At 70.4% G+C, this 26,880-nt stretch carries 23 protein-coding genes and 2 pseudogenes; 5 read left to right on the forward strand and 20 right to left on the reverse strand.

Annotation, left to right across the window (positions count from 1 at the left end):
* Window positions 1-6: 6 nt before the first annotated feature.
* The 13 genes and pseudogenes from ACIQFZ_RS24595 to ACIQFZ_RS24655 form a co-directional block, all read right to left on the reverse strand.
* The gene (locus ACIQFZ_RS24595) at window positions 7-921 is read right to left on the reverse strand and encodes an SMP-30/gluconolactonase/LRE family protein (RefSeq protein WP_402692141.1); all 915 of its coding nucleotides are present in this window, start codon (window positions 919-921) and stop codon (window positions 7-9) included.
* Window positions 918-1,553, reverse strand: a complete 636-nt coding sequence (locus ACIQFZ_RS24600; RefSeq protein WP_383060182.1) for a bifunctional 4-hydroxy-2-oxoglutarate aldolase/2-dehydro-3-deoxy-phosphogluconate aldolase — start codon at window positions 1,551-1,553, stop codon at window positions 918-920. Before ACIQFZ_RS24600 ends, ACIQFZ_RS24595 begins: the two co-directional genes overlap by 4 nt.
* A 26-nt stretch (window positions 1,554-1,579) precedes the next feature.
* The gene (locus tag ACIQFZ_RS24605) at window positions 1,580-2,377 is read right to left on the reverse strand and encodes a hypothetical protein (RefSeq protein ID WP_365422178.1); all 798 of its coding nucleotides are present in this window, start codon (window positions 2,375-2,377) and stop codon (window positions 1,580-1,582) included.
* A complete protein-coding gene (dgoD, locus tag ACIQFZ_RS24610; protein ID WP_365422175.1) occupies window positions 2,371-3,522 on the reverse strand; it encodes a galactonate dehydratase in 1,152 nt (383 codons plus the stop codon). Before dgoD ends, ACIQFZ_RS24605 begins: the two co-directional genes overlap by 7 nt.
* Window positions 3,519-4,280: a FadR/GntR family transcriptional regulator gene (locus ACIQFZ_RS24615; protein WP_365422172.1), complete on the reverse strand. Its 762-nt coding sequence runs from the start codon at window positions 4,278-4,280 to the stop codon at window positions 3,519-3,521. Before ACIQFZ_RS24615 ends, dgoD begins: the two co-directional genes overlap by 4 nt.
* 49 nt (window positions 4,281-4,329) lie before the next feature.
* A complete protein-coding gene (locus tag ACIQFZ_RS24620; protein ID WP_365422170.1) occupies window positions 4,330-5,088 on the reverse strand; it encodes an SDR family oxidoreductase in 759 nt (252 codons plus the stop codon).
* A gap of 82 nt (window positions 5,089-5,170) precedes the next feature.
* The gene (locus tag ACIQFZ_RS24625) at window positions 5,171-7,285 is read right to left on the reverse strand and encodes an alpha-galactosidase (protein ID WP_383060178.1); all 2,115 of its coding nucleotides are present in this window, start codon (window positions 7,283-7,285) and stop codon (window positions 5,171-5,173) included.
* On the reverse strand, window positions 7,282-8,205 hold the full coding sequence (locus tag ACIQFZ_RS24630; protein WP_402692142.1) for a carbohydrate ABC transporter permease: 924 nt from the start codon (window positions 8,203-8,205) through the stop codon (window positions 7,282-7,284). Before ACIQFZ_RS24630 ends, ACIQFZ_RS24625 begins: the two co-directional genes overlap by 4 nt.
* Window positions 8,205-9,101 (reverse strand): carbohydrate ABC transporter permease, encoded by an 897-nt coding sequence (locus ACIQFZ_RS24635; protein WP_383060221.1) that lies wholly within the window; start codon window positions 9,099-9,101, stop codon window positions 8,205-8,207. Before ACIQFZ_RS24635 ends, ACIQFZ_RS24630 begins: the two co-directional genes overlap by 1 nt.
* Window positions 9,102-9,103: 2 nt before the next feature.
* Complete coding sequence (locus tag ACIQFZ_RS24640; RefSeq protein ID WP_383060177.1) at window positions 9,104-10,396, reverse strand: ABC transporter substrate-binding protein; 1,293 nt, start codon at window positions 10,394-10,396, stop codon at window positions 9,104-9,106.
* Between the two features lie 234 nt (window positions 10,397-10,630).
* On the reverse strand, window positions 10,631-12,742 hold the full coding sequence (locus ACIQFZ_RS24645; protein WP_402692143.1) for a glycoside hydrolase family 27 protein: 2,112 nt from the start codon (window positions 12,740-12,742) through the stop codon (window positions 10,631-10,633).
* Between the two features lie 236 nt (window positions 12,743-12,978).
* Window positions 12,979-13,066, reverse strand: a pseudogene (locus ACIQFZ_RS24650) (transposase family protein); the annotation flags it as partial.
* A 591-nt stretch (window positions 13,067-13,657) separates the two neighbouring features.
* Complete coding sequence (locus ACIQFZ_RS24655) at window positions 13,658-14,296, reverse strand: NAD(P)H-dependent oxidoreductase (RefSeq protein ID WP_365422156.1); 639 nt, start codon at window positions 14,294-14,296, stop codon at window positions 13,658-13,660.
* A 160-nt stretch (window positions 14,297-14,456) separates the two neighbouring features.
* On the opposite strand from ACIQFZ_RS24655, the gene ACIQFZ_RS24660 reads away from it, so the two are divergent.
* Complete coding sequence (locus ACIQFZ_RS24660; protein WP_402692185.1) at window positions 14,457-14,795, forward strand: winged helix-turn-helix transcriptional regulator; 339 nt, start codon at window positions 14,457-14,459, stop codon at window positions 14,793-14,795.
* Between the two features lie 51 nt (window positions 14,796-14,846).
* Here the strand turns inward: ACIQFZ_RS24660 and ACIQFZ_RS24665 are convergent, their stop codons facing one another.
* A complete protein-coding gene (locus ACIQFZ_RS24665) occupies window positions 14,847-15,023 on the reverse strand; it encodes a hypothetical protein (RefSeq protein WP_365422153.1) in 177 nt (58 codons plus the stop codon).
* A 62-nt stretch (window positions 15,024-15,085) separates the two neighbouring features.
* Here ACIQFZ_RS24665 and ACIQFZ_RS24670 point away from each other — a divergent pair, with 62 nt between their 5' ends.
* Window positions 15,086-16,600, forward strand: a complete 1,515-nt coding sequence (locus ACIQFZ_RS24670; RefSeq protein WP_402692144.1) for a low temperature requirement protein A — start codon at window positions 15,086-15,088, stop codon at window positions 16,598-16,600.
* A 171-nt stretch (window positions 16,601-16,771) separates the two neighbouring features.
* Here the strand turns inward: ACIQFZ_RS24670 and ACIQFZ_RS24675 are convergent, their stop codons facing one another.
* The gene (locus ACIQFZ_RS24675; protein ID WP_402692145.1) at window positions 16,772-17,326 is read right to left on the reverse strand and encodes a hypothetical protein; all 555 of its coding nucleotides are present in this window, start codon (window positions 17,324-17,326) and stop codon (window positions 16,772-16,774) included.
* A gap of 278 nt (window positions 17,327-17,604) precedes the next feature.
* Window positions 17,605-17,718, reverse strand: a pseudogene (locus ACIQFZ_RS24680) (IS3 family transposase); the annotation flags it as partial.
* Between the two features lie 215 nt (window positions 17,719-17,933).
* Between ACIQFZ_RS24680 and ACIQFZ_RS24685 the strand changes: the two are divergent.
* The gene (locus ACIQFZ_RS24685; protein WP_402692146.1) at window positions 17,934-19,076 is read left to right on the forward strand and encodes a PucR family transcriptional regulator; all 1,143 of its coding nucleotides are present in this window, start codon (window positions 17,934-17,936) and stop codon (window positions 19,074-19,076) included.
* A gap of 403 nt (window positions 19,077-19,479) precedes the next feature.
* On the opposite strand, the gene ACIQFZ_RS24690 is transcribed toward ACIQFZ_RS24685, so the two are convergent.
* Complete coding sequence (locus tag ACIQFZ_RS24690; RefSeq protein WP_376653139.1) at window positions 19,480-20,355, reverse strand: undecaprenyl-diphosphate phosphatase; 876 nt, start codon at window positions 20,353-20,355, stop codon at window positions 19,480-19,482.
* An 811-nt stretch (window positions 20,356-21,166) separates the two neighbouring features.
* A complete protein-coding gene (locus tag ACIQFZ_RS24695; protein WP_383060351.1) occupies window positions 21,167-22,906 on the reverse strand; it encodes an amidohydrolase in 1,740 nt (579 codons plus the stop codon).
* A gap of 583 nt (window positions 22,907-23,489) precedes the next feature.
* Between ACIQFZ_RS24695 and ACIQFZ_RS24700 the strand changes: the two genes are divergently transcribed.
* Complete coding sequence (locus ACIQFZ_RS24700) at window positions 23,490-24,401, forward strand: hypothetical protein (protein ID WP_383060352.1); 912 nt, start codon at window positions 23,490-23,492, stop codon at window positions 24,399-24,401.
* Between the two features lie 15 nt (window positions 24,402-24,416).
* Window positions 24,417-24,539, forward strand: a complete 123-nt coding sequence (locus ACIQFZ_RS24705; protein ID WP_402692147.1) for a hypothetical protein — start codon at window positions 24,417-24,419, stop codon at window positions 24,537-24,539.
* A 101-nt stretch (window positions 24,540-24,640) separates the two neighbouring features.
* Here ACIQFZ_RS24705 and ACIQFZ_RS24710 read toward each other — a convergent pair whose 3' ends face one another.
* Window positions 24,641-25,468, reverse strand: a complete 828-nt coding sequence (locus ACIQFZ_RS24710) for a GNAT family N-acetyltransferase (RefSeq protein ID WP_365775513.1) — start codon at window positions 25,466-25,468, stop codon at window positions 24,641-24,643.
* 105 nt (window positions 25,469-25,573) lie between these two features.
* On the reverse strand, window positions 25,574-26,398 hold the full coding sequence (locus tag ACIQFZ_RS24715) for a lipase family alpha/beta hydrolase (protein WP_383060355.1): 825 nt from the start codon (window positions 26,396-26,398) through the stop codon (window positions 25,574-25,576).
* Between the last annotated feature and the right edge of the window lie 482 nt (window positions 26,399-26,880).

Below are 26,880 nucleotides of genomic sequence, written 5' to 3' on the forward strand. Positions count from 1 at the left end.
GGCTTCCTAGAGTGTGTCGGCGCGGTCCGCCGGGTCCGGGACGGAGGGGATCGCCGGGCGGTACGGGGCGGCCGGGGCGCCGGGCACGTCCACCCGGACGGCGAAGACGGCGCCGTCGAACGGTCCCGGGGCGGGCAGGCCGATGTGCGCACTGGTGACGAGAAGCGTGCGGCCGTCGGGGCCACCGAGGCAGAGTCCGGCGGGCTGTTCGGCGGGCAGGCCGACGATCCGGTCGAGGCTGCCGTCGGGGTGGTAGCGGTGGACCTGCCCGATGCCCCAGACGGCGGTCCACAGCCCGCCCTCGGTGTCGGTGGTCATCCCGTCGGGGCTGCCGGAGGTGAGCGTGACAAAGGGTTCGGGCGTGCCCGGGTCGCCGCTCGCGGGGTCGACCGGGCAGCGCAGGATGACGCCCCGGGCACTGTCGGCGAGGTACATGACGGTGCCGTCGGCGCTGAAGGCCGGACCGTTGGGGATCGTGATGTCCCGCAGGACGCGGGTGACGCGGCCGTCGCGGTCCAGGCGGTAGAGGGAGCCCGCGTCCTCGGTCGTGTCGTAGGCCATGCTGCCGGCCCAGAAGCGGCCGTGGGGGTCGGCGACGCCGTCGTTCATCCGCATCGGCACCGGGGCGTCGTCCTCGGGTCGCGCGATCCATTCGACCCGGCCTGCGGGGTCGATGCGGCAGATGCCGGTGCCCGCGGCCGCGATCCAGTGGCCGGGGTGGCCCTCGACCGGTGCCACCGCGCCCAGCGGGCACGGCAGTTGGGCGATCAGTGTGTGTGGCGCGGCAGGGTCGTCGGGGGCGGCGAGGAGCCGGCCGCTGAGGATGTCGGTGAGCACGGCGCGGTCGTCCGTCCAGCGGATGCCCTCGCCGAGTTCAAGGCGGTCGGTCCCGAGAACCGCCGGGGGCACGGTGGCGGTCACGGGCGGGCCTCCGCGCGAACGACGTCCAGGAAGGTGCGGGCCCGTTGGCGCAGGGCGGTGATGCTGCCGCCCTCGGCGGCGTCGCCGATCAGGGGCGATCCGACGCCGACGGCGGTGGCGCCGCCCCGCAGGTATGCGGCGGCGGCCTCCGCGTCCACTCCCCCGACGGGCACGAAGGGCAGATCGGGGAAGGGGCCGCGCAGGTCGCGCAGGTACCCGGGTCCGCCGGCGCTGCCGGCCGGGAAGAGCTTGAGGGCGTCGGCGCCGAGCCGCAGCGCCTGGAGGATGTCGGTGGGGGTCATCACCCCGGCGAGCACCGGGAGTCCGAGTTCCCGCCCGGTGGCGACGCCGTCGCTGACCGCCGGGGTGACGAGGAAGGCGGCCCCGGCCTTGTGGGCGGCCCGTGCGTCTTCGGTGCTGAGGACGGTTCCGGCTCCGAGGGTCACGTCCGGGCCGAGCGCGGCGCGGGCTCGCGCGATGACGTCCAGGGCGTCGCGTCCGCTGAGGGAGACCTCGATGAGGGTGACTCCCTCCTCGGCGAGGGTGAGCACGGTGGTCAGCGCGGCGTCCGGGTCGCTGCCGCGGACGATGGCGAGCAGCCGGTGGGCGCGCAGCGCGGCGAGCAGGTCCATCCGACATCCCTTCTGGTGATGGGGGTTCAGTGGCGGCGGGTCGCGGTGACCGTGAGCCGCCAGGCGACCTCGCCGGAGGGCGGGACGACGGCCGTGTCGCCCTCGGCTGCCCCCGTGCGGTCGAAGACGTGGCCGAGCATCGGCTCGACGCCGATCGAGCGGTACGGCGCGTCCTGGGGGAAGCCGCCGAGGTTGCGCCACAGGGCGACCGCGACCGGCTGTCCGGCGGCCTCGACGGACAGGTGCAGCGTGTGGGGGCCGTCGTGTACGGCAACCCGTGGGGTGAGGACGACCGCTCCGACGGCCGTCCCGTCGTCCGGGCCGAGCCGGTCGAGCGGGATGCCGTCGACGCGCGGCCAGGCCCCGGTGATCCAGCCCGCGCCCTCGTCCGGGTAGAGCCGGGTCTCCGCAGGTGCTTCGATGCCGATCCGTGCGGCCGGGGAGAGGTCCAGCAGAGCGTGGGCGGCCCACACGAAGCGGTAGCCGGGCTCTGCGGTGAGCGTGTAGTCGGCCACAACGGCTCCCGGCTCCATGCCGAGGCGCCGGGTCAGGCGGAAGTCGGGGCACTCCACGACGTCCGCCTGCCCGTCTCTGCGCCAGCGCCGTGACCAGGCGTCCCCGTGGTCGGGCAGCCCGCGCACGGTGGGTACGCACTCCTCCAGCCCGCCGGCGTCGGCAAAGGGGTCGCCGGGCCGGACCAGGGGGCGGCGGGGCTCGTCGCGGTGCCAGAGCCATTCGCGGCCGCCCGCGGTCAGCGAGGTCCAGCGTCCGCCGTGGTCCGGATCGGTGACCACGGAGACCGGGAGCCGGGTGCCGGTCACCATTCGGCGAAGGATCCGTCGGCGTGCCGCCACACGGGGTTGCGCCAGGCGTGTCCGGACCGGTCGGCGGCGCGAACCGCGTCCTCGTCGACGGCGATGCCGAGTCCGGGCAGCGCCAGTGCGGTGCGGTGCGCCTGGCCGTCGACGAAGCGGAAGGGCTCGGTGTCGACCAGGTAGGACAGCAGGTCGGCGTCCTTGTTGTAGTGGATGCCCCGGCTCTGTTCCTGGATCAGGAAGTTGGGTGTGGCGAAGGCGACCTGGAGGCTGGCGGCCAGCGCGATGGGACCGAGTGGGCAGTGCGGCGCCAGGTGGGCTCCGAAGGTCTCGGCGAGCGAGGCGATCCGAGTGACCTCCGATATCCCGCCGGCGTGCGACAGGTCCGGCTGGGCCACGGCGACGCCCGCGGTGAGCACCGGGAGGAAGTCCCCCCGCCCGTACAGCCGTTCGCCGGTGGCCAGCGGCACGGACGAGGCGGCGACCAGCCCGGGCAGCAGGTGTGCCTGGTCGGGCAGAACGGGTTCCTCGACGAACAGCGGGTGCAGCGGGGCTATCTCGTGGAGCACGCGCCGGGTGTTGGCTGCGCTGAAGCGGCCGTGGAAGTCGACGGCGACGTCGCGGTGCGGTCCCAGGGCTTCGCGGGCGGCCGCCACACGCTCGACGACGGCGGCCGTCTCGGCGGGGCTGCCGATCGGCGGGGTGCGCCCGGCGGCGTTCATCTTGACGGCGGTGAAGCCGGCCTCCACCTGGGCGGTGACCTCCTCCTTGAGCCGCTCGGGTTCGTCGCCGCCGACCCAGGCGTACACCCGGACGGTGTCGCGGACCGGGCCCCCGAGCAAGGTGTGCACCGGCACCCCGAGCGCGCGGCCCGCGATGTCCCACAGGGCCTGGTCGATGCCGGCTACGGCGCTGGAGAGGACCGGGCCGCCCCGGTAGAAGCCACCTTTGCTCAGCACCTGCCAGTGGTCCTGGATGCGCAGCGGGTCCTGGCCCACCAGGTACTCCGCCAGCACCTCGACGGCGGACCGGACCACTTCGGCCCGGCCCTCCACCACCGGCTCGCCCCAGCCGACGACGCCGTCGTCGGTCTCGATGCGGCAGAACAGCCAACGGGGCGGGACGAGGAAGGTCTCGACGCGCTCGATCTTCACTGTGCCTGGCCGTCCTTCTTCTCGGCGGAGTGGTCCGCGCCCTCGGGCGTGGACGGCCCGCTGAGCTTGTCGAGGTCGCGCGTCGCCTGGTCGAGCAGGGCGCGCATGGCGTGTTCCGCGGCGTCCGGGTCCCGGTCGCGCACGGCGTCGAGGACGGCTCGGTGGCTGGGGACGGGGTCCTCGCTGTGGGGGGCGCTGTGCACGAGCTGGTCGCGATGGGCCAGGCCCGACTCGATGACCATCTCCATGCGTTCCAGCAGTTCGTTGTGGGTGGCCGCGAGCAGGGCCCGGTGGAAGGCGAGGTCGGCCTCGACGGCGTCGCTCGCGCCGCCCTCCTGGCCCATCGCGGTCAGTGCCGCCTCCAGTGCCTTGAGGTCGGCGTCGGTGCGGCGGACCGCGGCAAGGCGCACGGCGGCGGGTTCGACGATGCCGCGGACCTCGCCGAGGTTACGGAGCAGCGCGGGGTCGGCGCCGGTGCCGCTTCTCTCGGAGAACTGCCAGCGCAGCACGTCGGCGTCGAGCAGGTTCCAGTCGGAGCGGGGCCGGACGAACGTGCCGCGCTTCTGCCGGGCGTCGACCATCCCCTTGGCCGCGAGCACCTTGAGCGATTCACGCAGGGCCGTCAGGCTGACGTCCAGTTCGCTCTGCAGGGCCGCCATGTCGAGCGTCGCTCCCTCGGGGATCTCGCCACTGAGCACCCGGCGGGCGAGGGTCTCCACGGTCTGGCCGTGCACTCCGCGGCGCGCGTATCGCGTCATGTGTTTGCCTTTCTTGCTGGTCGGTCGGTGGCGGGAGCGGTCGGTTCCGTCAGGCGGAGTCCTTGGCGACGCTCCAGCCGCCGTCCACGAGCAAGCTCGATCCGGTGATGTAGGAGGCTTCGTCGGCGGCGAGGAAGGCGACGGCGGCGGCGACTTCCTCGGGGGTGCCGAAGCGGTGCGCCGCGGTTCCGGCGACGCTGAGCTCGCGGTCGGCCGGCGGGACCCGGTCCCAGGCGGCGGTCAGGATCGGTCCCGGCAACACCGCGTTGACGCGGACGGACGGTCCGTACTCGACGGCGAGTTGACCGCACAGCGACAGCAGCGCGCCCTTGCTCGCCGCGTACGCCGGGTGGCCGGGGATGCCCCGGTGGGCGTGGACGGAGGAGACGAGCACCACGGCCCCCCGGTGCTCGCGCAGGTCGGGCAGTGTCGCCCTGACGCCCAGGAAGGCGCCGGTGAGGTTGACCGAGAGCTGCCGTTCCCAGGAGGTGAGGCTGGTCTCGTGGGCCGGGGCGACCGCCACCGTGTACGCGTTGCTGACCAGAACGCCCACGGGCCCGAAGCTGTGGGCGGTGGTGATCACGCGCTGCCAGTCGTCCTCGCTCGCGACGTCGGCGGCGACGAACAGGGCGCGGACGCCGACCTTGCGCAGCCGCTCGGCGGTCTCCTCGCCGCGTTCGGCGTCGATGTCGGCCAGGACGACGGCCGCGCCCTCCGCCGCGAGGCGTGCTGCGGTGGCCGCGCCGATGCCCGATGCGGCGCCGGTGACGACGGCGACGCGGTTGGTGAAGCGGGCGGCTGGGTTCATGGGGTGGATCGTCTCCTGTTCGAGGGGAAGGTGGGGTGCGGATGTTCGAGAGGCGGATGGGGTGCCGATTCTTCCGCTGTCGTCACAGCCGGGCCAGGACGGTCAACTCCGCGTCGTGTCCGGCGGTCCAGGCGAACGGCAGCCCCGAGTGGATCAGGTAGGCGCCGCTGTAGCAGGTGCCGGTGGCGGTGTCGGTGTAGACGGCGTCCGGCCGCAGGCCGCGCAGACGCAGCCGGGCGGCCCGGCCGGGCACCAGGGGCGCCCCGTCGAGCGGGCCGGTGTTCCAGGCGGTCACCACCAGGCGAGCGCCGCCCTGTTCCTCGTACTGGACGCCGCACGTCGGGTCTTCGGGACTGCCCAGCAGATGGACCTCGCCGTGGTGGACGACGTCGCGGATCTCCTTGTAGCGGGCGACCCACCGCGCCGCCTCGGCGCGCTGCTCCGGCGTCCAGTGGCGGATGTCGGCGCCGATGCCGAGGACGCCCGCGATGGAATTGACGAAGCGGAAGGCCAGCGAGCGGGGCCGGGGGTCGAAGACGCCGGGGGCGTCGGTGACCCAGGAGCTCATGGTGTGCGGGGCGTGGGCATGGAGGTAGCCGTACTGGATGCGCAGCCGGTCCATGGGCGCGGTGTTGTCGCTGGGCCACATCACGTCGGTGCGGGCGAGGGTGGCGTGCTCGACGCGGGCGCCGCCGCCGGCGCAGCCCTCGACGGTGACGTGCGGGTGGGCGCTGCGCAGATGGTCCAGGACGCGGAGGTAGCCGGCGACGTGGGCGGCGTCGAGGTCGTGGAACTCGCGGTCGGGCCCGGCCGGGTGACCGGGGCGGCCGCGCTCGGTGGGCGGCCGGTTCATGTCCCACTTGAGGTAGCCGATGGCGTGGGAGCCCAGCAGTCGGTCGAGGGTGCCGATCACGAAGTCCTGGACGTCCTCGCGGCCGAGGTCGAGCAGGAGCTGGTTGCGCACCAGCGTGGCGGGGCGGCCGTCGATCCGGTACACCCACTCGGGGTGCTCGGCGTAGAGCCTGGAGCGGGGGCTGACGCCCTCGGGCTCCACCCACAGGCCGAAGTCCAGGCCGAGGGCGCGGACGTCTTCGACGAACCGGTCGAAGCCGCCGGGGAACTCGGCCGGGTCCGGGTCCCAGTCGCCGAGGCCGCCGGTGTCGTCGGGACGTCCGGTGAACCAGCCGTCGTCGACGACGAAGAGTTCGGCGCCCAGGTCAGCGGCGACCTTGGCGAGCTCCAGCTGACCGGCGGCGTCGACGTCGAAGCCGGTGGCCTCCCACGAGTTGTAGAGGACCTTGCGGGGCCGGTCGATGCGCTCGCCGGTGAGGTGCCGCTCGTAGCGGTGCCACACGCGGGCCAGCCCGTCGAGCCCGTCGGGGCTGAAGGCACAGGCCAGCCGGGGCGTGACAAGGGTGGCGCCGGGCGCGAGGCGGACCGCGCCCTCGTGGGGTACGCGGCCGGCGCGCACCCGTACGGCGCCGCCGGGCTCGGCGTCGGCCGTGATCCGCCAGTTGCCGGACCACTCCAGGGCGATGCCGTAGGTAGGAGTGGCGCCCTCAGCGGGGACTGCGGCGTCCTGGATCGCGAGCCAGGGGTGATACGCGTGCCCGGCCGAGCCCTGGGTGCTCTCCATCTCGAAGCGGCCGCGCTCCAGGCGCACATCCTTGAGCTGGAACTCCTGCGACCACTGTCCGGCCAGGTACGTCAGCCGCGCGCCGCTTTGGACGGGCACGTTGACGGCCGCGGAGTCGAAGCGCTCCAGGCGTACGTCGGTCTCGCCGGTGCAGGTGAGCTCCGTCCAGCGCAGGACGACATCGGTGCCGGGCACCGTCTCGTAGTGGAGCGTCGTGCGCAGGCCGAGGAGGTCGTCGGCGAACTCCAGGAGCAGTGCCCGGTCTCCGTCCGGCGTGGCGCCGGTGAAGCGCCACCAGCTGCCTCGGTCTCCGCCGGGGCGGGAGGCGATCAGGTCGGCGCCGGTGAACGGCCGCAGCCCGTACGGGATGTACTCGGCCGGGGCGGCGTCGGCGGGGGTGATGAAGTGGGTGCGGCGGGACCAGTCCAGGGGCGACGGCCCGTCCTCGGCGCCGTGCGGCCCCCAGGCGGCGAGCTCGGCCCAGCGGCTGTCGCCGCCGAGGGTGACGGCGTAGGTGGTGGTGTCGGTGCGCAGCAGCCACCGGTCGTCGTGCGCGGTCACTTGACGGCTCCGAGGTTCAGTCCGGCCACGAAGTGGCGCTGGAAGCGGAGGAAGACGGCCACCGTCGGGGCGGCGGCGATCACCGAACCGGCCGCGATGACGTTCCACATGGACACGTACTGGCCTTGGAGTCCGATCAGCGAGGCGGTGATGGGCATCCGGTTGTCGGTGCGCAGCACCGTGATGGCCCACAGCAGGTCGTTGAAGATCCAGGTGAAGGACAGCGCGCTCAGCGCGGCCAACGCCGGGCGGGCCAGCGGCAGGATGACACGCCAGTAGATCTGCCACGGGTTCGCGCCGTCGATGACGGCGGCCTGCTGGATCTCTCCGGGGATCGACCTCATGAAGCCGTGCAGGACGAAGACGTAGAAGCCGACGCCGAAGCCGACCTGCACGCCGATCAGGGCGTACAACTGGTCGTAGATGCCGAGCAGTTCGCTGAGCTTGGAGACCGGGATCAGCAGGATCTGCGGGGGCAGCAGGTTGCCGCCGAGCATGAGCAGCAGCAGGACGCGCCGGAAGGGCAGGGCGTAGCGGCTGAGCGCGAAGGCGGCCATGGACGCGAGGCCGAGCGAGAGCAGGACGGTGGGGACGGTGACCAGCATGCTGTTGATGAGGGCGCGCTGCTGGCCGCCGTCCACCCACGCCTGCCGGAAGCTGTCGAGGGTGAAGGAGTGCGGCCGGCTGCCGACGCCGTGCGCGGCGATGTCGTCGAACGTCCGGGTGCTGGTGACGAGCACGAGGACGATCGGCAGCAGCCACAGCGCGGACAGCAGGCCGGCGGTCAGGTGGAAGCCGGTCGTGCGCAGGGCGCGGCCGCGCAGCACGGGGCGGCGGGGCACCGCGACCTCGGCGGGGCCGACCTGACCCGACGCGCCCTCAGTGTCCTTGACGTGCGCTGTGGTGCGGGTGGCGGTCATCAGTCGGCCTCCCGGAAGGCGCGCACGAGGTAGCTCACGATGACGCCGAAGGCCAGCACGAAGATGACGACGGCGAGCGCGGAGCCGTATCCCAGGCGCAGGGACTGGAACGCGGTGGAGTACATGTAGGTGCTCAGCAGTTCGGAGGAGTGGTACGGGCCGCCGCGGGTGAGCGCCCACACCACGTCGAACGAGCGCAGCGAGTCGATGACGATCACCGACAGGACGACCGCGTTGACGCTGCGCAGTTGCGGCAGCGTGATGTGCCGGAACTGCTGCCAGCGGCTCGCGCCGTCGACCTTGGCCGCCTCGTACAGCGCGAGGTCGATGCCCTTGAGGCCGGCCAGGTACAGCACCATCACGTAGCCGACCTGGCGCCACAGCGCGGGCACGATCACCGCGTAGAAGGCGGTGTCCTGGTCGGCGAGCCAGGCATGCTTCCAGCCGCCGAGGCCGATGGCCTCAAGGACATTGTTGATCAGGCCGTCCGGCTGGTACATGGCCTGCCACACCAGCGCCGTGGCGACCAGCGAGAAGACCACCGGCAGGAAGAGCGCCGCCCGGTAGAGCCCGATGCCGCGCCGCTCCTGCTGGAGCAGCAGCGCGGCACCGAGGCCCAGGGCGGCGGAGAGCCCGCCGAAGAGCAGCAGCCACAGCACCGTGTTGATCGCGGCGGTGCGGAAGACCGCGTCGTGCAGCATCTCGCTGAAGTTGCCGAGGCCGACGAACGTCGGTGCCGACAGGCCGTCCCAGGACGTCAGGGAAAGGTAGAAGCCCTGGAGGGCCGGCCAGAAGACCCAGAACGCCTCGGCGAGCAGCGGGACGAGGACGAAGGCCAGGACCACCGGGGGCACCCGCGTGGCCCTGGACCGTCGTGCGGAGCCGATCAGCGCCATCGTCACTGGCTCCAGATCTTCTGTGCGCTGCGCTGCCACGTGGTGAGGATCGAGCCGATCTCCTTGGGCTTGGCCAGGTAGTGCACCAGCGCCGTGTCGGCGGTCGGCTGGAGGGCGTCGCTGGAGTCGCGGTTGAAGAACTGCGTCAGGTCGGCGGCGCCCTCGATGAGCTTGCGGCCCTTGAGGACCAGCGGTGTGCCGGCGTCCTTGGCGTCGGGGTGTGTGGGCAGCGTCGTGCCGGACGAGCTCTTGAGGTAGAGCTCCTGCGCCTCGGCGGTGGCCAGGTAACGCAGCAGTTCCTTCACGTCGTCGGCACGCTTGGTGCGGGCGCTGGCGAAGTAACCGTCGGTCGGCGCCTCCTCGGCGACCGGCACCTTCGGGTCGATGATGGGGAACTGGAAGAAGTCCAGGTCGCCCAAGGCATCCTTGGGGGCGGCGTCGGCGAAGAAGGTGCCTATGAGCATCATGCCGGTGCGGCCCTGAAGGAGGGCGGTGGTGGCGTCCTGGAAGGGGATCGCCGTGCCGTTGGGATCGAAGTACGGGTGGACCTCGTCCCACTTGTCGAAGACCTTGCGGACCTCGGGGTCGTCGAAGCGGTGCTTGCCCGCGAGGAGTTCGCGGTGATACGTGGCGCCGTTGACGCGGATGTCGAGGTAGTCGAACCAGGCGGAGGCGACCCATGGGGTGTCGCCGCCGGCGCCGAGGCCGATCGGGGCGACGCCCTTGCTCTTCAGCTTGTCGCACAGGTCGAGGAACTCGTCCCAGGTCTTGGGCTCCTGCACGCCCCACTTCGCGAAGTTGGACTTCCGGTAGAACATGCCCCACCAGTAGTAGCTGGTGGGCACGAAGACCTTCTTGCCGCTGGAGGCCGAGGTGCACAGCTTCTTCAGCGCGTCGGAGTAGCCGGAGAGCTCGGGCTTCTCCCAGATGTCGTCGAGGCCGAGGAGCAGGTCCTTCTTGGCGTACGACTCGGCGACGGAGCCGGGGTACCAGGTGTACACGTCCGGCGGGTTGGCCGAGGTGAGGTAGGTCGGCAGCTGGGTGCGGAACGTCTCCGACGCGACGGTGTTGAGCTCCGCCTTGGCGTCGCCGCGCTTGTCGAAGGCGGCGACGATCGCCTGCATCGCGGTCTTCGCCTGCGGGGAGGAGAGGTTGGACTGCAGGGTCACCGGGCCGCCGGACTTTCCTCCGGAGGCGGACGGGCTCTGGGTGACGCAGCTACTGAGCAGCGCGCCGGCGCCGACTGCGCCCGCTCCTACGAGGAACCTGCGGCGGGTGGAGTTGAAGGCGGTCATCTGTGCACTCCCTAAGTGCCCATGGAACGGAGCTGAGGCCCCCTGACGGCCCGGCCCCGGGCGCGGCAGGCACAGCCTGTCGCAGAGATCCGTATACCGTCAAGATTAATTACTAATTTATTTCTCGGAGGGTGTGCCTCCGGCCGAACAGGGCCCGGAGGCACACCTGTTGGTGCCGGGTGGTGGTACGGGTTGAGGCAGGTGAAGCAGGGTGGAGTGGGGTGATCGCGGGGCTCAGAGCGCGGTCTGGTGGACGCGGCCGTCCACCCCGCGGAAGGCGACGAGCACGCCGCCGTCGGGTCCTGCGACGCCGCCGAGAGCGCCGTCGAAGACACCGCTGACGAAGGCGTTGTTCTTGCTCCAGCCGGCCCAGCCGCCGGACGCGGTCCAGTTGCGCGTCCAGAGTGTGTAGTCACCGGCACGGGCGTACAGGTGCACCGTGCCGCCGGAGGCCACCAGTGTCGGGCTGCCGCTGATCGTGCCGCCCAGGGCCGTCCAGTCCGACCACTTGCCGGAGGTGTCACGGGACCGCCACCACACCGCGTCGTCGGCGGTGCGCACGGCCACGTGCAGCCGCCCGGCGTCGTCCACGACGGCCGACGGGCGCCCGTAGAACGGACGGTCCTGCGGCGCGCCCAGCGAGATCCAGCCGGAGGCCGGGCCGCGGGACCACAGATTGCCGTCCGCGCCACGCGCGAAGAGCGTCCAGTCGTCCGGCCCGGAGAAGGCCGCGGTCGGCGCGTCCGTCAGCGTGCCGCCCAGGTTCTGCCAACGGCCCCACTGCCCGTTCGCGTACACGCGCCGATAGGCGGTGTCGTCGGTGCCGCGGACGAAGACGTCGATGCGGCCGCCGGCGGAGGCGTACGCGGCCGGCTGGCCGAGGATGCGACCCTGCGTCGGGCCGCCCAGCTCGGTGGTCCCGGCCTTGGACCAGTCACCGCCGCGCGCGGTCTGCGTGCGCAGGGTTCCGTCCGTGCCCCGGGTGAAGGCGGTCAGGGTGTCACCGACCTGCACCAGCGCCGGGCTCGCCGAGGAGCGGCCGGGAAGTTGCGCGCCCGGGGCGTCGTCCGTGCCGGTCAGCTTGAGGAAGGCGGTGCCGTGCGCGGGGACGCGTACGATGTACGAGCCGCTGAAGGTGCCGCGCGAGGTGCGGGCCCGCAGGTCACGCACCGCGACTGTGCCGGCCAGCCCGGTGTCGGCGAAGGCCACCGTGCGATCCTGCGCCCGATCGGAGCGGTTGAGCAGGACGACTGCGCGCTTGCCCGCACCCTTGAGCACCTTGCTGTAGACGTCGCCGACGGAGTCTGTCGCCACGCGAGCGCCCTGGATGCCCAGCGGGTCCTGGTCGACGGCGATGATCTCGGGGTTGCGCAGAGTGTCGATCATCGATTTCGGCAGGGTGCGCGGGTCACTGCCGAGCACCAGCGGCGAGGCCATCTCGGCCCACATCACGAACTGCGTGGTGGACTCCTCCTCCGTCAGCTCGTAGCCGCCCTCGGCGAGCTTGCGCATCGGGATGAGGTAGTCCGGGTCGTTCCAGTGCCCGGGGCCCTGGGCCTCGGGGTGCCAGGCGTTGGCGTCCATGTTGCGCAGGACGTTCGGCCACTCCCCCGCCGTCGGGGTGCCCCAGGCGATGTCGGTGCCGGTGCGCCAGGAGTCGGCGGTCGTCGGGCCATAGACGAAGGTGTTGTGCGCGTCCTGCTCGGGGGTGTGCGGCATGCCCCAGTCGTCGGTGAGCGGGTTGCACAGGTTGAGCAGCATCTTCCGCCCGGACTTGGCGACGGCGTCGCTGAACTCCTTGAAAGCCGGGCCCGGGTCGAGCCCGGCGCCGATGCCGCACAGGAAGTCCACCTTGATGGCGTCGACCTTCCACCCGGCGAACTGGCGGGCGTCCTGCTCATAGTGGCCGCGGCTGCCGAGCCCGCACCACGTGCCACCGTCGTACTCGCCCGCGTCGGTGTAGATGCCGGCCTTGAGGCCGCGTTGGTGAAGGTACGTCACCAGCGAGGGGATGCCGGAGGGGAAGCGCGTGGGGTTGGCCACGAGCCGGCCCGTCTTCGGGTCAGGCGGCTGGTCGGCCTGCCAACCTCCGTCCAGCCAGACGATGTCGTAGCCGCTGTCGCGCAGCCCGCTGCTGACGAGGTAGTCGGCGACCTTCTTGACCTGGTCCTCCGTCGGGGCGCCGAGCCCGTAGTAGGTGTTCCATCCCATGTACGGCGTGGGGGCGAGGCCGCTGTCGTAATACTGCGGCGCACCCTGGTCCTCCGCGGCGTGTGCCGCCGGAGCCACCGACCCGACCAGCGCCACGGCGCCGAGCGCCGCCGCGGTCCGCCGCACACGCGCCATCCCTGCACGATGCGAAGCCACTGAATTCTCCCGAGAGTTGGGGGTACGGGGCACCCCACTCCGGTCTGCCGGGCGGCGGTGCCACGGCGGAAACTGTGCCCAGGCCCCCCAAGCCTGTCAACATTAATTGCTAATTAACTTAAAAACGGGATCGCGCCGTGCTGCGGCAACGGCGCGTTGCTGTACGACATCAGCGGCCGCGCCTGTTACGCGTGTTCTCGCCGACGCGGACGAGGCTGCGGTGATGGTGCCGACACCAAAACCGGCGGCGAGCTGAGCGTAGGTGAGCCCGCGCCGCAGGTGGGCCAGCGCCAGCAACGCGTGGTCAAGGCCATCGAGGTTCTGGCCGCACTCGCCCCGAACCTGGAGTGCCGGGGTGAGGGAGCGTGGTCAATGACGAGGGCGGACACGAACTTTGCCCCAAGTGCCAGACGGGCGCGGTCAGGGCTGAGACGACCGCACGTTCCCGCGGCCTCTGGACGCCGACGTCCGGCCTGGTTCGGTTCGGTCCGACGGCGTTGACACGGGTGATTGACGACGCTGTGCCGGTAAGCGGCCTGTCACGACAGGCGGCTCCTGGCCTTCTTCGGAGACGAGGGGGTGTCGACTCCGGCCGACCAAGTCGAGAACGGCGGCGGACTTCCCGAGTGAGCGGGTGAGACGGCGGGCCATCAGCGCGATCGCGGCCCACGTGGTCGAGCTGCGCGCCGCCGTGGTCGGCTCGCGGTCGGGGCTACTCGGTGTCCTTGCGATCGATCGGGTGCGTCAGCCGGCTGCGGCGGCCTCCGATGCGGCGACGCCGCCGACGCAGTCGGGCTGCACCCCGAGCTGCGCCAGCATCACGTTCATGCTGGCGCAGCAGTTGAACACCTTGACCTTGCCGTTCTCGGTGTACCAGACGTCGGCGCACCTTTGTCAGGCTGCGGCCAGTTCCTTCGCCTTGTCTGCCGCCTGGGCGTGGGCCTGTTCGCTCGAGGCGTCGGCCAGGGGGATCAGTTCGGACATCGCCGGGTTGACCTTGGCCAGGGTCAGCTCCGGTGTGATCACGTGCACGTCCAGGTGCAGCAGGGTCGTGAGGACCTTCTCCAGGTAGGGCGCGGCGAAGTCCATGCCCTCGCGCGGGGTGCCGGGGCCGTAGGCGCCGCCACGCGAGGCGACCACCACGACGGGCTTGCCCGCCACCGTGCTGGTCTCTCCGGCGGTGCGACCCATGACGATCACGTGGTCCAGCCAGGCCTTGAGAGTGGAGGGGATCGACATGTTGTACATCGGAGCGCCGATCAGCACGACGTCGGCGGCCTCCAGTTCGGCGACGAGCTGATCGCGTACGGCCCACGCGGTGCGCTGTGCCTCGTCGTGGGTGTCCGGGTCGGAGAAGCCGGCCGTGATGCCGGCCGCGGTCAGATGCGGGAGCGGCTCGGCGGCCAGGTCGCGGTAGACCACCGTCCCCTCCGGGTGCTGGGCGAGCCAGTTCTTCCGGAAGGTCTCGGTCACCTCGCGGGAGGCGGAGCCCATGGGCAAGGCGGAAGAGTCGATGTGCAGCAGGGTGGCCATGACAGGTCTCCTAATTCAACGTAAGCAGGTGATGAACTCACAGTCGGTATCTTTCCTGTAGTAGCTTACATTTTCTTAGCCCCTTGGCAAGTCACGGTAGACTGGAGCCATGGCGGAGACAGGCGAGGCGGCAACGACGGTGGCCGTCCACGGGGCGGAGATGTGCGCGGGGGTGGACGCCTCGGTCGAGCGCGTCTTCAAGCTGTTCGGAAAGCGGTGGACCGGCATCGTCGTCGCCTCGCTGATGGCGGGCCCGGTCCACTTCGCAGACCTGCGTCGTGCGATCCCCGGGATCAGCGACCGCGTGCTCTCCGACAGGCTCACCGAACTCCAGGTAGCCGGCCTGGTCATACGCGAGGTCTACTCGGGCCCCCCGCTGCGTGTCGCCTACCACCTCACGGAAGCCGGGCTCGCGATGCGCCCCGCGCTCGAAGAGCTCCGCCGCTGGGCAGACACTCACCTGCCCGCCGGGGCGTGCAGCGGGGAGAAGTGCGAGTAGCGCCGGGCTGCATCCCGCCGCCCTTGTTCCGCCCCAGCTCGCTTGCGTAGCTCAGACCGAGGCCCGGGTGCTGCCCGCGGTCTCCGAGGGGGTCCACGCCTCGGTGGAGGCGAAGGGCCGGCGCCTGGCCCAGTTGAAGGAGCAGCTCTCCTGCGTCATTGCGGAGTTCGGCATCGCGAACTGGACGATCACCCCCGGCGCGGCGATGTCCCCGTGGGTGACCCGCACCCCTGGGCCTTGGCCAGCAGAATGACAAAACCGGCAGGTCCGACGGGTTCTATGCTGCGTGGATGACCTCGCGACAGCAGCACCACGCCAGGCTGCGCCGCCGGCTCTGGCAACCCCCGCGCCCGCACGGGGAACGGCTGCCCGAGCGGGTGGTCGGTCCACTCGAACTGTTCTACGACCTGGTCGTGGTGGTGTTGGTCGCCCAGGCCGCCCATCACCTGGCCGGGCACCTGACCTGGCACGGACTGGGCGAGTTCGCCGCGGTGTTCGCTCTGGTGTGGATCGCCTGGCTCAATGGCAGCCTGCACCACGAAGTGCACGGACACGACGACGCGCGCAGCCGGATCATGTTCCTTCTGCAGATCCTGGTGCTGGTCCCGCTGGGCTCGTTCATTCCCGAGGCGGGCGGCGCGCGCGGGGCGGCGTTCGCGGTCGACGCGGGTGTGCTGTTCGCGGTGTTGGCCGTGCTGTGGCTGCTTGCCACACGTGGGGACAGCCCCGAGTTCCGCCGTTCCAGCAGGCTGTTCGTGGCCGGGACGGCCGCCTTCGCGGTTGTCCTGGCCGCGAGCGCCGCCCTGCCCGCGGGTGCCCGTGTGCTGGCGTGGGGCCTGCTGGCGGGCGCCTACCTGGCCGGGTTCGCGGTCATGCTCGGCACGGTCATCCCGATACGGGAGAACGCGGTCACGGTGACGCCCGCGCTCACCGAGCGGTTCGGGCTGCTCATCATCATCGTGCTCGGCGAGACCGTGACCGGTGTGGTCAGCGGACTTGCCGGCAGGCCGGCCAACGCGCTCACCCTTGCCGTTGGGCTCGTCGCCGTCGTCGTCGGTTTCGGCGCCTGGTGGACCTACTTCGACTTCGCCGGTCACCGACCGCCGAGGCCCGCACGCGCGAGCACGGTGTGGTGGATGCTCGCTCACCTGCCGCTCACGGCCGCGGTCGCGGCCATGGGTACCGCGATGGTCGGACTCGTCGAACACGCCCACGACAGCCGGACTCCCACCACGACGGCCTGGGTGCTCTGCGGCGGCGCGGCCACCGTACTCGCCACAACGGTGCTGCTGACGACCTCCCTGCAGGTCTGGGGCCAGAAGCGTGGGCTCTATCGGCCGCTGGCCCGCCTGTGCGCCGTCGTGGCCGCCGCGTGCCTGGCCCTCGGCGCCGCACGCCCGGCACCGCTTGTCCTCGGCCTGGCTCTGGTCCTCCTCCTCGGCGTCCCCTGGAGTTTCGCCGTGGCATACGACGTGGCCCACGAGGAGGGGAAGCCACCATCGAGAGCGGCTCGGGAGCCTCCTGATCACGTGGCCGGGGACTGGCTTCCGAGCATGGCCAGCAGCCGGAGCTTGTCGTGGTCCTCGGTGCCGGGTGCCGCGGGTGGACGATGCGCTTGTCGTCGTTGCAGGGAACGTCAACTTCATGGTCGGCCCACAGGGCGGCGAACGCGGGCCACCGGCCTGCGCAACCTGCCCTGCACGGCGCCGCGCAGCACCACCCCGCCGGAGCCGTGGAACCCGGTGCTCACCCGACGCGACAGCCGGGCCAGCCGGCATGCCCGCAAGCAGGAATTTCCGCTCTGAAGGAGCAGAAAGGGTCCGTCGGCAAGCTGACGAACCCTCATGCAAGATCGAGGCTGACATCGCGCACAGCTTGTCAACGAGCACACTCACGCTCGGCAACCACCGGATCTGAGCCGGATCCGTTAAGTTGACAACCCCTCATTCCCCATCCCAGTACCGATTCGACCGAGGTCAGCCGACAGAACTGTGAACGAGATCGATGTATTGTTGCGGGAGCTCCTCGAACGACAGCTTCGTGATGCTCGTCGGTCCCGTGCCGTAGGAATCCTCACCTTGAATCATTCCGTTCCCGTCGACTGGCCACAGCAGTAGCTGCCGGTGCACGATCAGGTAGTCAGCGGACTCGTCGTCGACCGGGAATCCGAGCTGCGCCGCGTACGTGCTGGGATAGATCTGCTTCAAGAACCCCTCGGTAACCAGGCAGTGATCGTCGAGAACCAGGCGGTCGAGGGTGTACTCAAGGACGTTGCTCCGGGACGCGACGAAGTCCGAGTAGTACGTTCGCACGCCGTCGGTACCTTTCGGTCCGACGTCGTTTCCCTCGTACCAGAAATGGTACGCGGGTGTGGAGCTCAGGGTCGCCATCAGTCGGTCGAGGTCCGCCGCTGCCTCGGCCTTCATATGTTCGATGACCGCTTTCAGTACTACCCGGTGCCGTTCGTTTGTCGTGACGGCCAGACGCTCCTCAAGGAGCGTCCAGGTGTGATTCGGGTCGATAACGGGCATGAAATAAGCTCCCATTCTGTAATAGGGATGGGTGTTTCGTACCCGACCATCCACGTGATTCGTCATCCTGTATGGATCGGCCGGGGACGAGGCCCTCGTCGTAGCTCGTGATATCTCTCTGCTGATCCGACCTCTGAGCTCAATTGTGACCGGCCCGCATTGGACTCACAGCAGACAGTCGTCGGCAGATTTCGAGGGCGCACCCGACTCTCGTCGGGTAGCTGGATGCCGGCGGGCGGCGCTTCCGGTAGGCCAAGAACGGCCCGCCGACGCAGCCTCTGGATCACCCCGCGCAGGCCGTGCTCGCGCATAAGGCGCTCGACCGTGCGCCTGACGACCGTGCCGCCCTCGCGCTTCAGCTGTACATGGACGCCACGAGCACCGTCGACCTCGGCATACCTGCGGGCGCGCCCCCCTCGACCAAGGAGAGGACCTCGCCACGCAGCGCGCGGGCCATCGAGGTCGACCGCTACTCAGGAGGAAAAGGGCTCACTATGCTGCCCCCACGCCCCGAGTTGCCTCCTGCCCAGGACCGATGACCAGCTGGGATCCCGCGGCTGGGCGGATCAACGACGTTGCCGGACGGTCATGAGGAAGCAGGTCAGAGATGAGGCATGAGCAGCTGCGGATGTCCGAACTAGGACCCGACTCGGCATCGCTGATGCGGATCATCTCGTACTTCGACAAACTCGGAGAATCCGCGGCGGACGCGGACACCGTCGTCCGATCCTCGGCCGTACTCGCGGAGTGCAGCGTCGGCAGCCGTTGGCCCTCGGGCGCCGTCATCCGGTACGGCGCGCTGGGCGATCTGCTCGACAGCAGGGACCCAAACACCCCGGTGGGGCCAGATCTCGAGGTATGGCTCGAACGTACCGGAGCCGATCACGCCCTGGACCCGGTCCTGCTGGACCGACTGCGGCACACGCTGCGCATGGTGGACGTTACGTCGATGTCGAGAACCGATCTGCGCTTGGGCGATCCGGCGATGATCGAGGTGATCCTGTCCGACAAGGAGCGACGGGAGGATCGTGTCCGGGCTGTCGAGTTGTTGGGGCTCGACCCTGCAAAGGATGTGCGGGTGCTGGCCATATATACGGAGGACGTAGGCCCTGTCGTGGAGCTGCTCGAACGTACTTGCCCGGGTCGCTTCGTCCGCTCGGTCACGATCGGGAACCCGACCGCGATTCTGATGCAGGCGCCCCTCGAAAGTCGACGACTCTGCGACATTCTGCACGCAGCGATCGTCGCCGAACACCCGGCATCACCGCGCTCCAGTGGTGGTCGCGGACCATGGGTCGGCATCGGGGAGCGTGTGAGCGTCCACGCTGCACCCACGTCGTGGATGCAGGCCCGCCGGGCGCTGCGGTTCGCGTCGTCCACCGTGTACGGACAGCGTGCGGTGGAGTTCGGGCGGCTCGGCCCATTGGAGCTGCTCGCCGACGTTCCCCTTGAACGCCTGCTCGAGACCCGGGGTGTCGCACGGATCAATTCCCTTGCCGCGTCCGCGGCCGGTGCCCAGGACGTGGACACACTCGAGGCGTTCTGTGTCTACGGCTCACTGCGGCGAACCGCCGCCGAACTGCACGTCCATCACAGCACGGTTGCGAGTCGGCTCACCCATGTGGAAGCCGTGATGGACTGGGATCTGGGGGATTCGATAGACCGTTTCATGGCGACGCTGGTGCTGATGCTTCGTCGCATGGCGCTTTCCTCGGCAGAGCTGGCGGCGTCCGAGGTCGTCGGTGGTTGAGGGAGAAGTATGCGCACCGACGGTCGGGCCGACCGAAGGGTGATGGCCACATTGTGGATGTTCGTGATCCGGTCGTCGGCATCGAAGTCGGCCGTACCGGCGGCGCCGGGCCGCGCTGGAGTCGGTGTCCGCCGCCCGCCCGGCTGCATCCCCGGCGACCTATGTGCTGGATGTTCAGGCCGTCGTGAGCATCAGCTGTGGCTCACAAGGCCCGTGCGTGTCTCCGCCGTCAACACGGGCACGGTCGCCAGCACGCACGCGACCGGCCGCACCGGTCCGTACGCACCTCCGAAGAAAGCAACCACGACGGCTACAGCGGTCATATGGGCTCGGTCACCCGCAGCCACACCCGCCGCCGCACCGGGCGGTCGGTCACTCGGCGGAGACCGGCGCCGCCGTGCGGTCAGCCCGCCGATTCGGCCGCGTGCGGGCTGAGGACACCGGCCATGACCAGCCCGATGATGACGATGCCGAGGGCGATCCGGTACCAGACGAACGGCATGAAGCTCTTGGTGGAGATGTACTTCATGAACCAGGCTATGACGGCGTATCCGGAGACGAAGGCGACCCCCGTGGCGAACAGCGTCGGCCCCCACGCTACGTGGTCGCTCTCCATCGCGTCCTTCAACTCGAAGACGCCGGAGGCGAGTACGGCGGGAATGGCCAACAGGAAGGAGTAACGGGCCGCCGCCTCGCGCCGGTAGCCCATGAACAGCCCGCCGCTGATGGTGGCGCCCGAGCGGGAGACACCCGGGATCAGGGCCATGGCCTGGCAAAAGCCGTAGATGAGGCCGTCCTTGACGCCCAGGTCCTGCAGCACCTTGCCCTGCTTGGGCGCCCGGTGCCGGCCGCCCTTCTCGTCGCGCGCCGCCAGCCGGTCGGCGATGCCGATGACCACGCCGACGACGACCAGCATGGTCGCGGTCACCCGCAGATCGCGGAACGGCCCCTCGATCTGGTCCTTGAGGGTCAGCCCGAGCACGCCGATCGGTATGGATCCGACGATCACCAACCAGCCCATGCGGGCGTCCGGATCGCGGCGCATCGCCCTGCTCCCCAGCGAACGGGCCCAGGCCGACAGGATCCGACCGATGTCCTTGCGGAAGTAGATCAGCACCGCCGCCTCCGTGCCGATCTGAGTGATCGCCGTGAAGGCGGCGCCGGGGTCCTGCCATCCGGAGAAGGCCGCCGTCAGCCGCAGATGCGCGCTGGAGGAGACGGGGAGGAATTCGGTCAGCCCCTGGACGAGTCCGAGGACGAGGGATTCAAACCAAGACATGGAGGTACGGAGTCCAAGGGCTGATCGGGAAATGGCGATGGACACACCGGTCCGCCGTGCTTGGTGATCAGGTGCGTCGAGGGGCAAGGTAGCGCCCGCAAGTGACGGGACCGCGAACAGCTGCTTCACAAATCGCCACGCGCTCTTGACGACACGGTGGGTGTGGACGTCCGGACGCGTGCCAAGGAAGCCCGAACCGGCTCGCGCGCAGCGGCTGTCGTCAGCCACGCCGCAGTGGTGGCGCTTGTGCCAGGTGACCGCCGTGCCCAGCAGGGCCGGGACCATGATGCAGGCCATCGCGAGGGGGAAGACCGGGGAGGTCGGTACGGAGGCGCGGGCGCCTGCGACGGCGTAGGCGGCGGTGTTCGGGACGGAGCCGAGGGCACGCCTACCAGGCCGAGCTGCACCAGTACGTCACCGAACCCGCCTCCTCCCCCAGCCCCGTCCTCAGCAAGGACCTGAACCCGGCGCCCTCAGGGTGGGACTCGCTCCGCACCGACCTGGCATACGTGAGCAGCGCGCCCACGGACCGTGTGGCCGTACGACAGGAATGGGTGGACCGCACCGTCCTGCGCTTCCTCTGCCTGACCGTAGCCCAGTCCGCCAACTGCGTCTCCTCACTGGCGGATGGCGCCTCGGCAAGCCGCGGATCTCGCTCGCCGCGCCGGGCCTCGACTGGAAGGTCCTCGTCAAAGGCTGCCCGAGGCCGCCCGCACTCACTGTGCGGGCGGCCTCGGGGTTGTCCCCTGTTGGCGAGGGTCCATGGAGAGGCAGACCGGAGGAAGGGCAGGGGCAGGATCTCATCCGTCCGTCACAGCGCGCCGTACTCCCCGACCCGGCGGCCCGCGACCCACGTCTGGAGGACATTCGTCTGCCACAGCGCACGTCCGCTCGGCAGGTCGAACGGGTCCGTGTCGACAAGGATGAAGTCAGCCCACTTGCCGGGCTCGAGGCTGCCGAGGGCCTTCTCCTGGTGGGCTGCGTACGCCGCGTCGAGCGTGAAGGACCGCAGCGCCTCGACCGGGGTCATCGCCTGCTGCGCGTACCACCCGCCCGTCGGACTGCCGTCGCGGTCGGTGCGGGTGACCGCGGCGTGCAGGCCGTCGAACGGGTTCGAGGACGACACCGGGAAGTCCGAGCCGGACGCGACGACCGTCCCCTGGCCGAGCATCGTGCGCCAGGCGTACGCGCCCTTGATGCGCTCGGCGCCGATACGAGTCTCGGCCATGTTCATGTCGTCGGTGGCATGCACCGGCTGCATGGAGGCGGTGATCCCCAGCCGCTTGAAGCGAGGGATGTCGTCCAGCGCGACGACCTGCGCGTGTTCGATGCGGTGGCGCAGCTTCTGGTCCCCCACGGTGCGGAACCCGTTCTCGTAGGCGTCCAGCACGACGCGGTTGCCCAGGTCTCCGATGGCGTGCACCGCGACCTGGTAGCCGCCGCTCAGGACCCGCTCCACCCGCCGGTTCAGTTCGGCGGGCTCCATCTGGAGCAGCCCCTTGGTCGAGGGCATGTCGCTGTACGGCGCGATCAGGGCCGCGCCGTGGCTGCCCAGAGCGCCGTCGATGTACAGCTTGACCGTGCGCACGCGCAGCATGTCGTGCGCGTAGGAGTCGGTACGGGCGTCCGCACCGACCTCGGTGAAGGCGTCGAAGTCGAGGAACGCGTTCACCCGGAGGGTGAGCCGCCCCTCGTCGGCGAGTTGTCGCAGGACCACGACGCCGTCCGCGCTCGTGCCGGCGTCCGAGACGGAGGTGAGACCGACGGCGCCCAGCCGTGTCTGTGCGGCCAGGGCACGCATCCGGACATCGTCCAAGGTGGGTGCGGGCAGCTTGGAGGTGACGAACGCCTTTGCCGCGTCGACCAGTACGCCTGTCGGGTTGCCGGATGCATCGCGCTCGACGTGGCCGCCTGACGGGTCGGGGGTGTCGGCGGTGACGCCCGCAATCTGCAGCGCCTTGGTGTTGGCCACGCCCGCGTGGCCGTCGACCCGCACCAGCCATACGGGGCGGTCGGAGACCACGGCATCCAGGTCACGGGCGGTGGGCAACCTCCCCAGACCCCAGATCACCTCGTTCCAGCCCCGGCCCTGGATCCAGGTCATCTCCGGGTGCGCCGTGGCGTAGGCGGCGAGCCGGTCCACAGCCTCCTGCAGGGACTTCGTCCCCGTGAGGTCGAGCTGGACGGCGAGCGCTCCGAGGCCCCAGAGGTGCCCGTGGGCGTCGTGCAGGCCGGGCAGGAGTACGCGTCCCCGGCCGTCGATACGGCGGGCGCCGCGCGCCGCGCCCGGGTCGAGGGCGGCGACCTTGCCGCCGGGGGTGACGAGCATGCGGGAGAAGCGGCGCAGGCGGCCGTCGGCGATGGTGTATCCGCGTATGTTGTCCACGACCAGGGCACCGCCCTCCGTGGCCGCACTGCGAGTCGCGGCGGCCGCTGTTCCCGCGAACGCCGCCGGCGCGGCCGCTGCTGCGGCACCGGCGCCGAGCAGCTTGAGGAACTGGGCCCGGTCGATACGGGGACCAGGCGGGATCGGGCAGCAAGCGTTGCACATGAGTGCCTCCCAGAATGGGGCTGGGTATGACGGGGGGTGGCTGCCGAACGCTCAATGATCGAAAACTAGTGAGCGAAAATCCGTCAGGTCAAGGTGTGTGCACGCTGAAAGAAACTTCTTGTCGCACCGTCAAATCGGCCGAGTTCTCCGTGGTTTGGCTCGAACCGCAACCAGGCGGCTGCGCTGCGCCCAGCCCGGTCCGCGCCGCCGAGCGGCAGGGCGACCTCACGTCTCGGCCCCCGCGAGGCTGCCGGTCGTCCGGCAGCCGGGCGGATCACACAGCCCGGCTCAAGCCCAAGACCACGGTCGAAACATGCCTGGGGCTTCGAACGGTAGCGGTGGGCGCCGGTCGGGCACGGTCCCCGGGAGCCGATGCCGTTCTGCGGCGACATGCCAACGCTCAACCGCAGTGGTCGCGCCGCGCAGCAACGGCCCACCGGGCGAACTCACGGGTGACTGGCTCGCCAGGCGATCTTCGGCAGCCTTCCGCAGGATGGGTTCCGGTTGCCCGGCCGAAGCGAGGGACGGCGGGCGCTTTTCGTCGTGCGCGGCAGCCGTGCCGCCCCGAGCTCAGGAGCACCACATGGCAGCGAAGACGGATGTGCTGATACCAGCACTGGAGGACGCCCGTGACGCCCACACCGCGGTCATCGGCCGATTCCGGACGGATGCGGCCATCACCCCGCCGGGCGCCGACCGGCAACGACTCGAAAGCCAAGCGATCGAGGCGGAGTACCACCTCGGGCGGATCGAGGCCCGGGTGCGCGAAATGCGCCCGCCCCGTGGGCTGCTGTCGGCCTCCGGGCAGCTGATGGGGATGGTGACCCGCGGCGCCGTGCGGGCGAGCGTACTTCCGCTCGAGGCGGGGATGTCGGCCGTGACGGAGATCGTGCGCGGTAAGAGGCCGGCCGATGAGCACCGGCTGCTGAGGGCCGCCGAGGGCCAGTACACGGCCGCAGCCCGGGCCCTGGCAAGCTGCCAGGCAGGCAAGGACATCGCCGAACGGCTCAACGACCAGGAGACCGCCGAGCTGCTCGCCATGCTCAGCCGGCAGAACGAGGTACTGCTGGAGACCAGCGAGGAGAACCTCGCCCGACGGACCAGGGCTGTGGCGGAAGGTCCCCGTCCGCCGTGGGGAGAAGCCGCCGAAGGCGGCATCCTGCTGCAGGCGATCAAGCGCAGGATGCAGGCGGCCACGGCCGAGCTGCGGGCAGTGCTCCAAAGGATCACCGGACGGATGAGAAGCACGGCCGAGGAAGCCTGGCGGGAGATGCCCGCCGTCACCCGTGTGGCCGAGAAGGTGCAGGGCGCGATGACCCGCGAGGAGGCTCTACCCATCCCCGGCCTCAGCCGGCTCGACGTCACGGAGATCCAGCAGCGCCTGCGCGATCTGTCCCAGACGGAGTTGACCGTGATCGAGGGCTACGAACGCGCACACGCGGGCCGCCCCGAGGTACTGAACGCCATCGAGCGTCTGAGCCCAGCTGAGCCCTGAGCCGACTACGACGCCATGGACCCGGAACGCATCAGGATGCACCTGCACGATGTATCTGACGACGTCGTCCGGCAGGTGCTGGAGTACGAACGACAGCACCAGCACCGCCAGCGGGTCCTGAGCAGGATCGCGGACTAGCTAGCCGGGCCCGAGCCCTGGCCCGGCTACGACGGCTTGGCCTCTCCCCCCAACTGAAGCAGGAGGATTCACCGCACTCCTTGCCGTTTCACCCGTCGGGCTCACGCGCCGGGCCGCGGGGCTTGGGGGCGTTGGTGCTGGTAGGTCCACAGCTGGTCGACGAGGGTGAAGCCGAAGGAGCGGAAGAGACGGGTGGCGGCCCGGCTCTCGGAGGCGGACTGCTGGGCGTCGTCGAGGACGAGAGCGACCTCGGTGGCACCCTGTTCGGCCAGCAGGGCCAGGGCCTGGCTGAGCAGCTTGTGGCCCAAGCCGCGGTGGCGGCGGGTGGGCAGGATCTCGATCCAGTAGACGGTCGCGGTGCGGTCGGGTTCCACGCTGACCACGGCTTCGGCAACCGGTTCGGCGGCCTCACGAATGATCAGGCGGTGGCCCGGAGGGTAGTCGCAGGGGAAGACATCGGCGACCAGCTTGGCCGACGGGGGCTCGGCAGGGAGCACGCAGTGCAGGTAGCAGCCCTGGCAGCGGCCGGTGAAGCCCGTCTGCACCAGGGCGTCGTGGGTGGCGCCGCGTCGGGTGCAGGGCAGCCCGCCCGGACCCAGGGGACCCGGCGGAGCACTCACGAACGCATCGATCCATGTGCAGTCGGCAAGTGCGGCAAGAGCGTGGCCGATCAGGGTGTGCAGGGCGGACGGGTCCTCGTAGGCGTGGACCCAGCAGATCAGACCGGTTCGTACATCGGTCCAGGACAAGTAGGCGATGATCCCGTAGGGGTGGTCCTCGGCATCGGCCAGAACGCTGATCCGCGGCCGAGTCGGTACCGTCCAGCCAGCCAGGGGGAAGGGGACAGGACCGTGCCGCGCCGCGGCCAGCTTCTCCGGGGTGCAGTGCGGCTGCCCCGGCAGCCGGTCGGCATCGATCAGTTCTCGCACACCCGGTTCGTCCTGGGGATGATACGGGCGTACCGTCGGCGCGTTCTTGGGGTTACGCGAAAGAGCCATGCTGTCCGTCCGCACACGTGCTGACGTTCCTATCGGCTACCTCTCAGGGTCCTCCGTTTGCCTCCCGCTGTCACGAAGAACCTCGGCTGTGCCGTGGGGCTGTCCGTTCGCACTGAAGGTGTGGCCGTGTGGGAGGCCTGCGGCGGACGTGGCCTGCTGGGCCGCAGTGAGCAGCGAGCGCACCTGGTCGATGACCGGTTGGTGCACGGGGAGGGTCAGGTGCCCGACGCCGGGCACGAGGACATTGCATGCCTCGAGGTCTGGGTGGTCTATGCGACCCCTGGTGGCCGGGATGATCACCTCGTCCAGGTCACTGTAGAAGGCCACGAACCGGGTACGGCACCCCACGGCCGGCTCGGCGAGCTCGCTCAGCAGCTCGCTTCCCGGCCGTAGCTGGCGCAGAAGCGGATGCGGTGGTGCCAGCAGGGCCGCGGCAGTCCCGCCGTGCGGCGTCGCCAGCGTGATCACCAGCGGCACCTGCAAGTCCCCGCCGAGCCGCTGCACGTAGTAGCGGGCGATCAGCCCTCCCAGGCTGTACCCGATCACGACCACAGCCCGCCCGGCGGTGCGAGCACTGGCCAGCTCCACCTGCTCGCCCAGATCCCGGGCCACCGCTCGGATGTCCGGGCTGAGCGCGTGATAGCTCACTGTGACGAAGGGCCCCGCGCCGAAGCCGCCCAGTCCCCGCCGCAGCGCAGTGCACACCGATTCCCTGTCCGCCAGCCCGTGCACCAACAGCACGGGGAGATCCCCATCTGCCGACGGCTCGTCCCGGGCCGTCCCCCGCCACGGCAGGGGTCGACCGAAGCGCCCGGTCAGCTGGCCGACGCCCCCCGCGGCCAGGTCGAGGGGGAGGCGCATCAGCCGCACGGTCACCCTGCTTGCCTCTGCACCCACGCCGCGCACCGGTGACAACCCCGGCACCGACAGGTGCGGTCCGAATGGAATACCCGTAGCCGCTCACCTTCTCCGCATATGTTCCGATATAGGAAACGTGCCCCGGTTCGGAGTCCCTACCACCGTGACAGTTGACTGGGATGGATCGCCACCGAGACCTGCAGCCGCACAGCAACGCCGCGAGCCCGGCATGCGGGCTGACGATCAAGCTGGGACTGCGACGTATGAATCTTCGGCCGATAGGACCATCGCTCCGTACGGTGGGGTGGGCCACGCCCAGCACAATGCCGCGCAGGCCGCCGCAGCTGCCCGCGCGGAGCAACTCGAGCGCGATGCAGTAGCCACCCGGCTGGCCGAACACGGCCTATCCGGAGCGCCACGCCCCTGACGCCTACCCCGGGCTTGCGCCAGCGTCCGGCTCTCAGGTGAGCCGGCCCACAACGGTG

Origin of the sequence: Streptomyces sp. NPDC093064, assembly GCF_044754605.1 — a bacterium.
GTDB lineage: Bacteria > Actinomycetota > Actinomycetes > Streptomycetales > Streptomycetaceae > Streptomyces.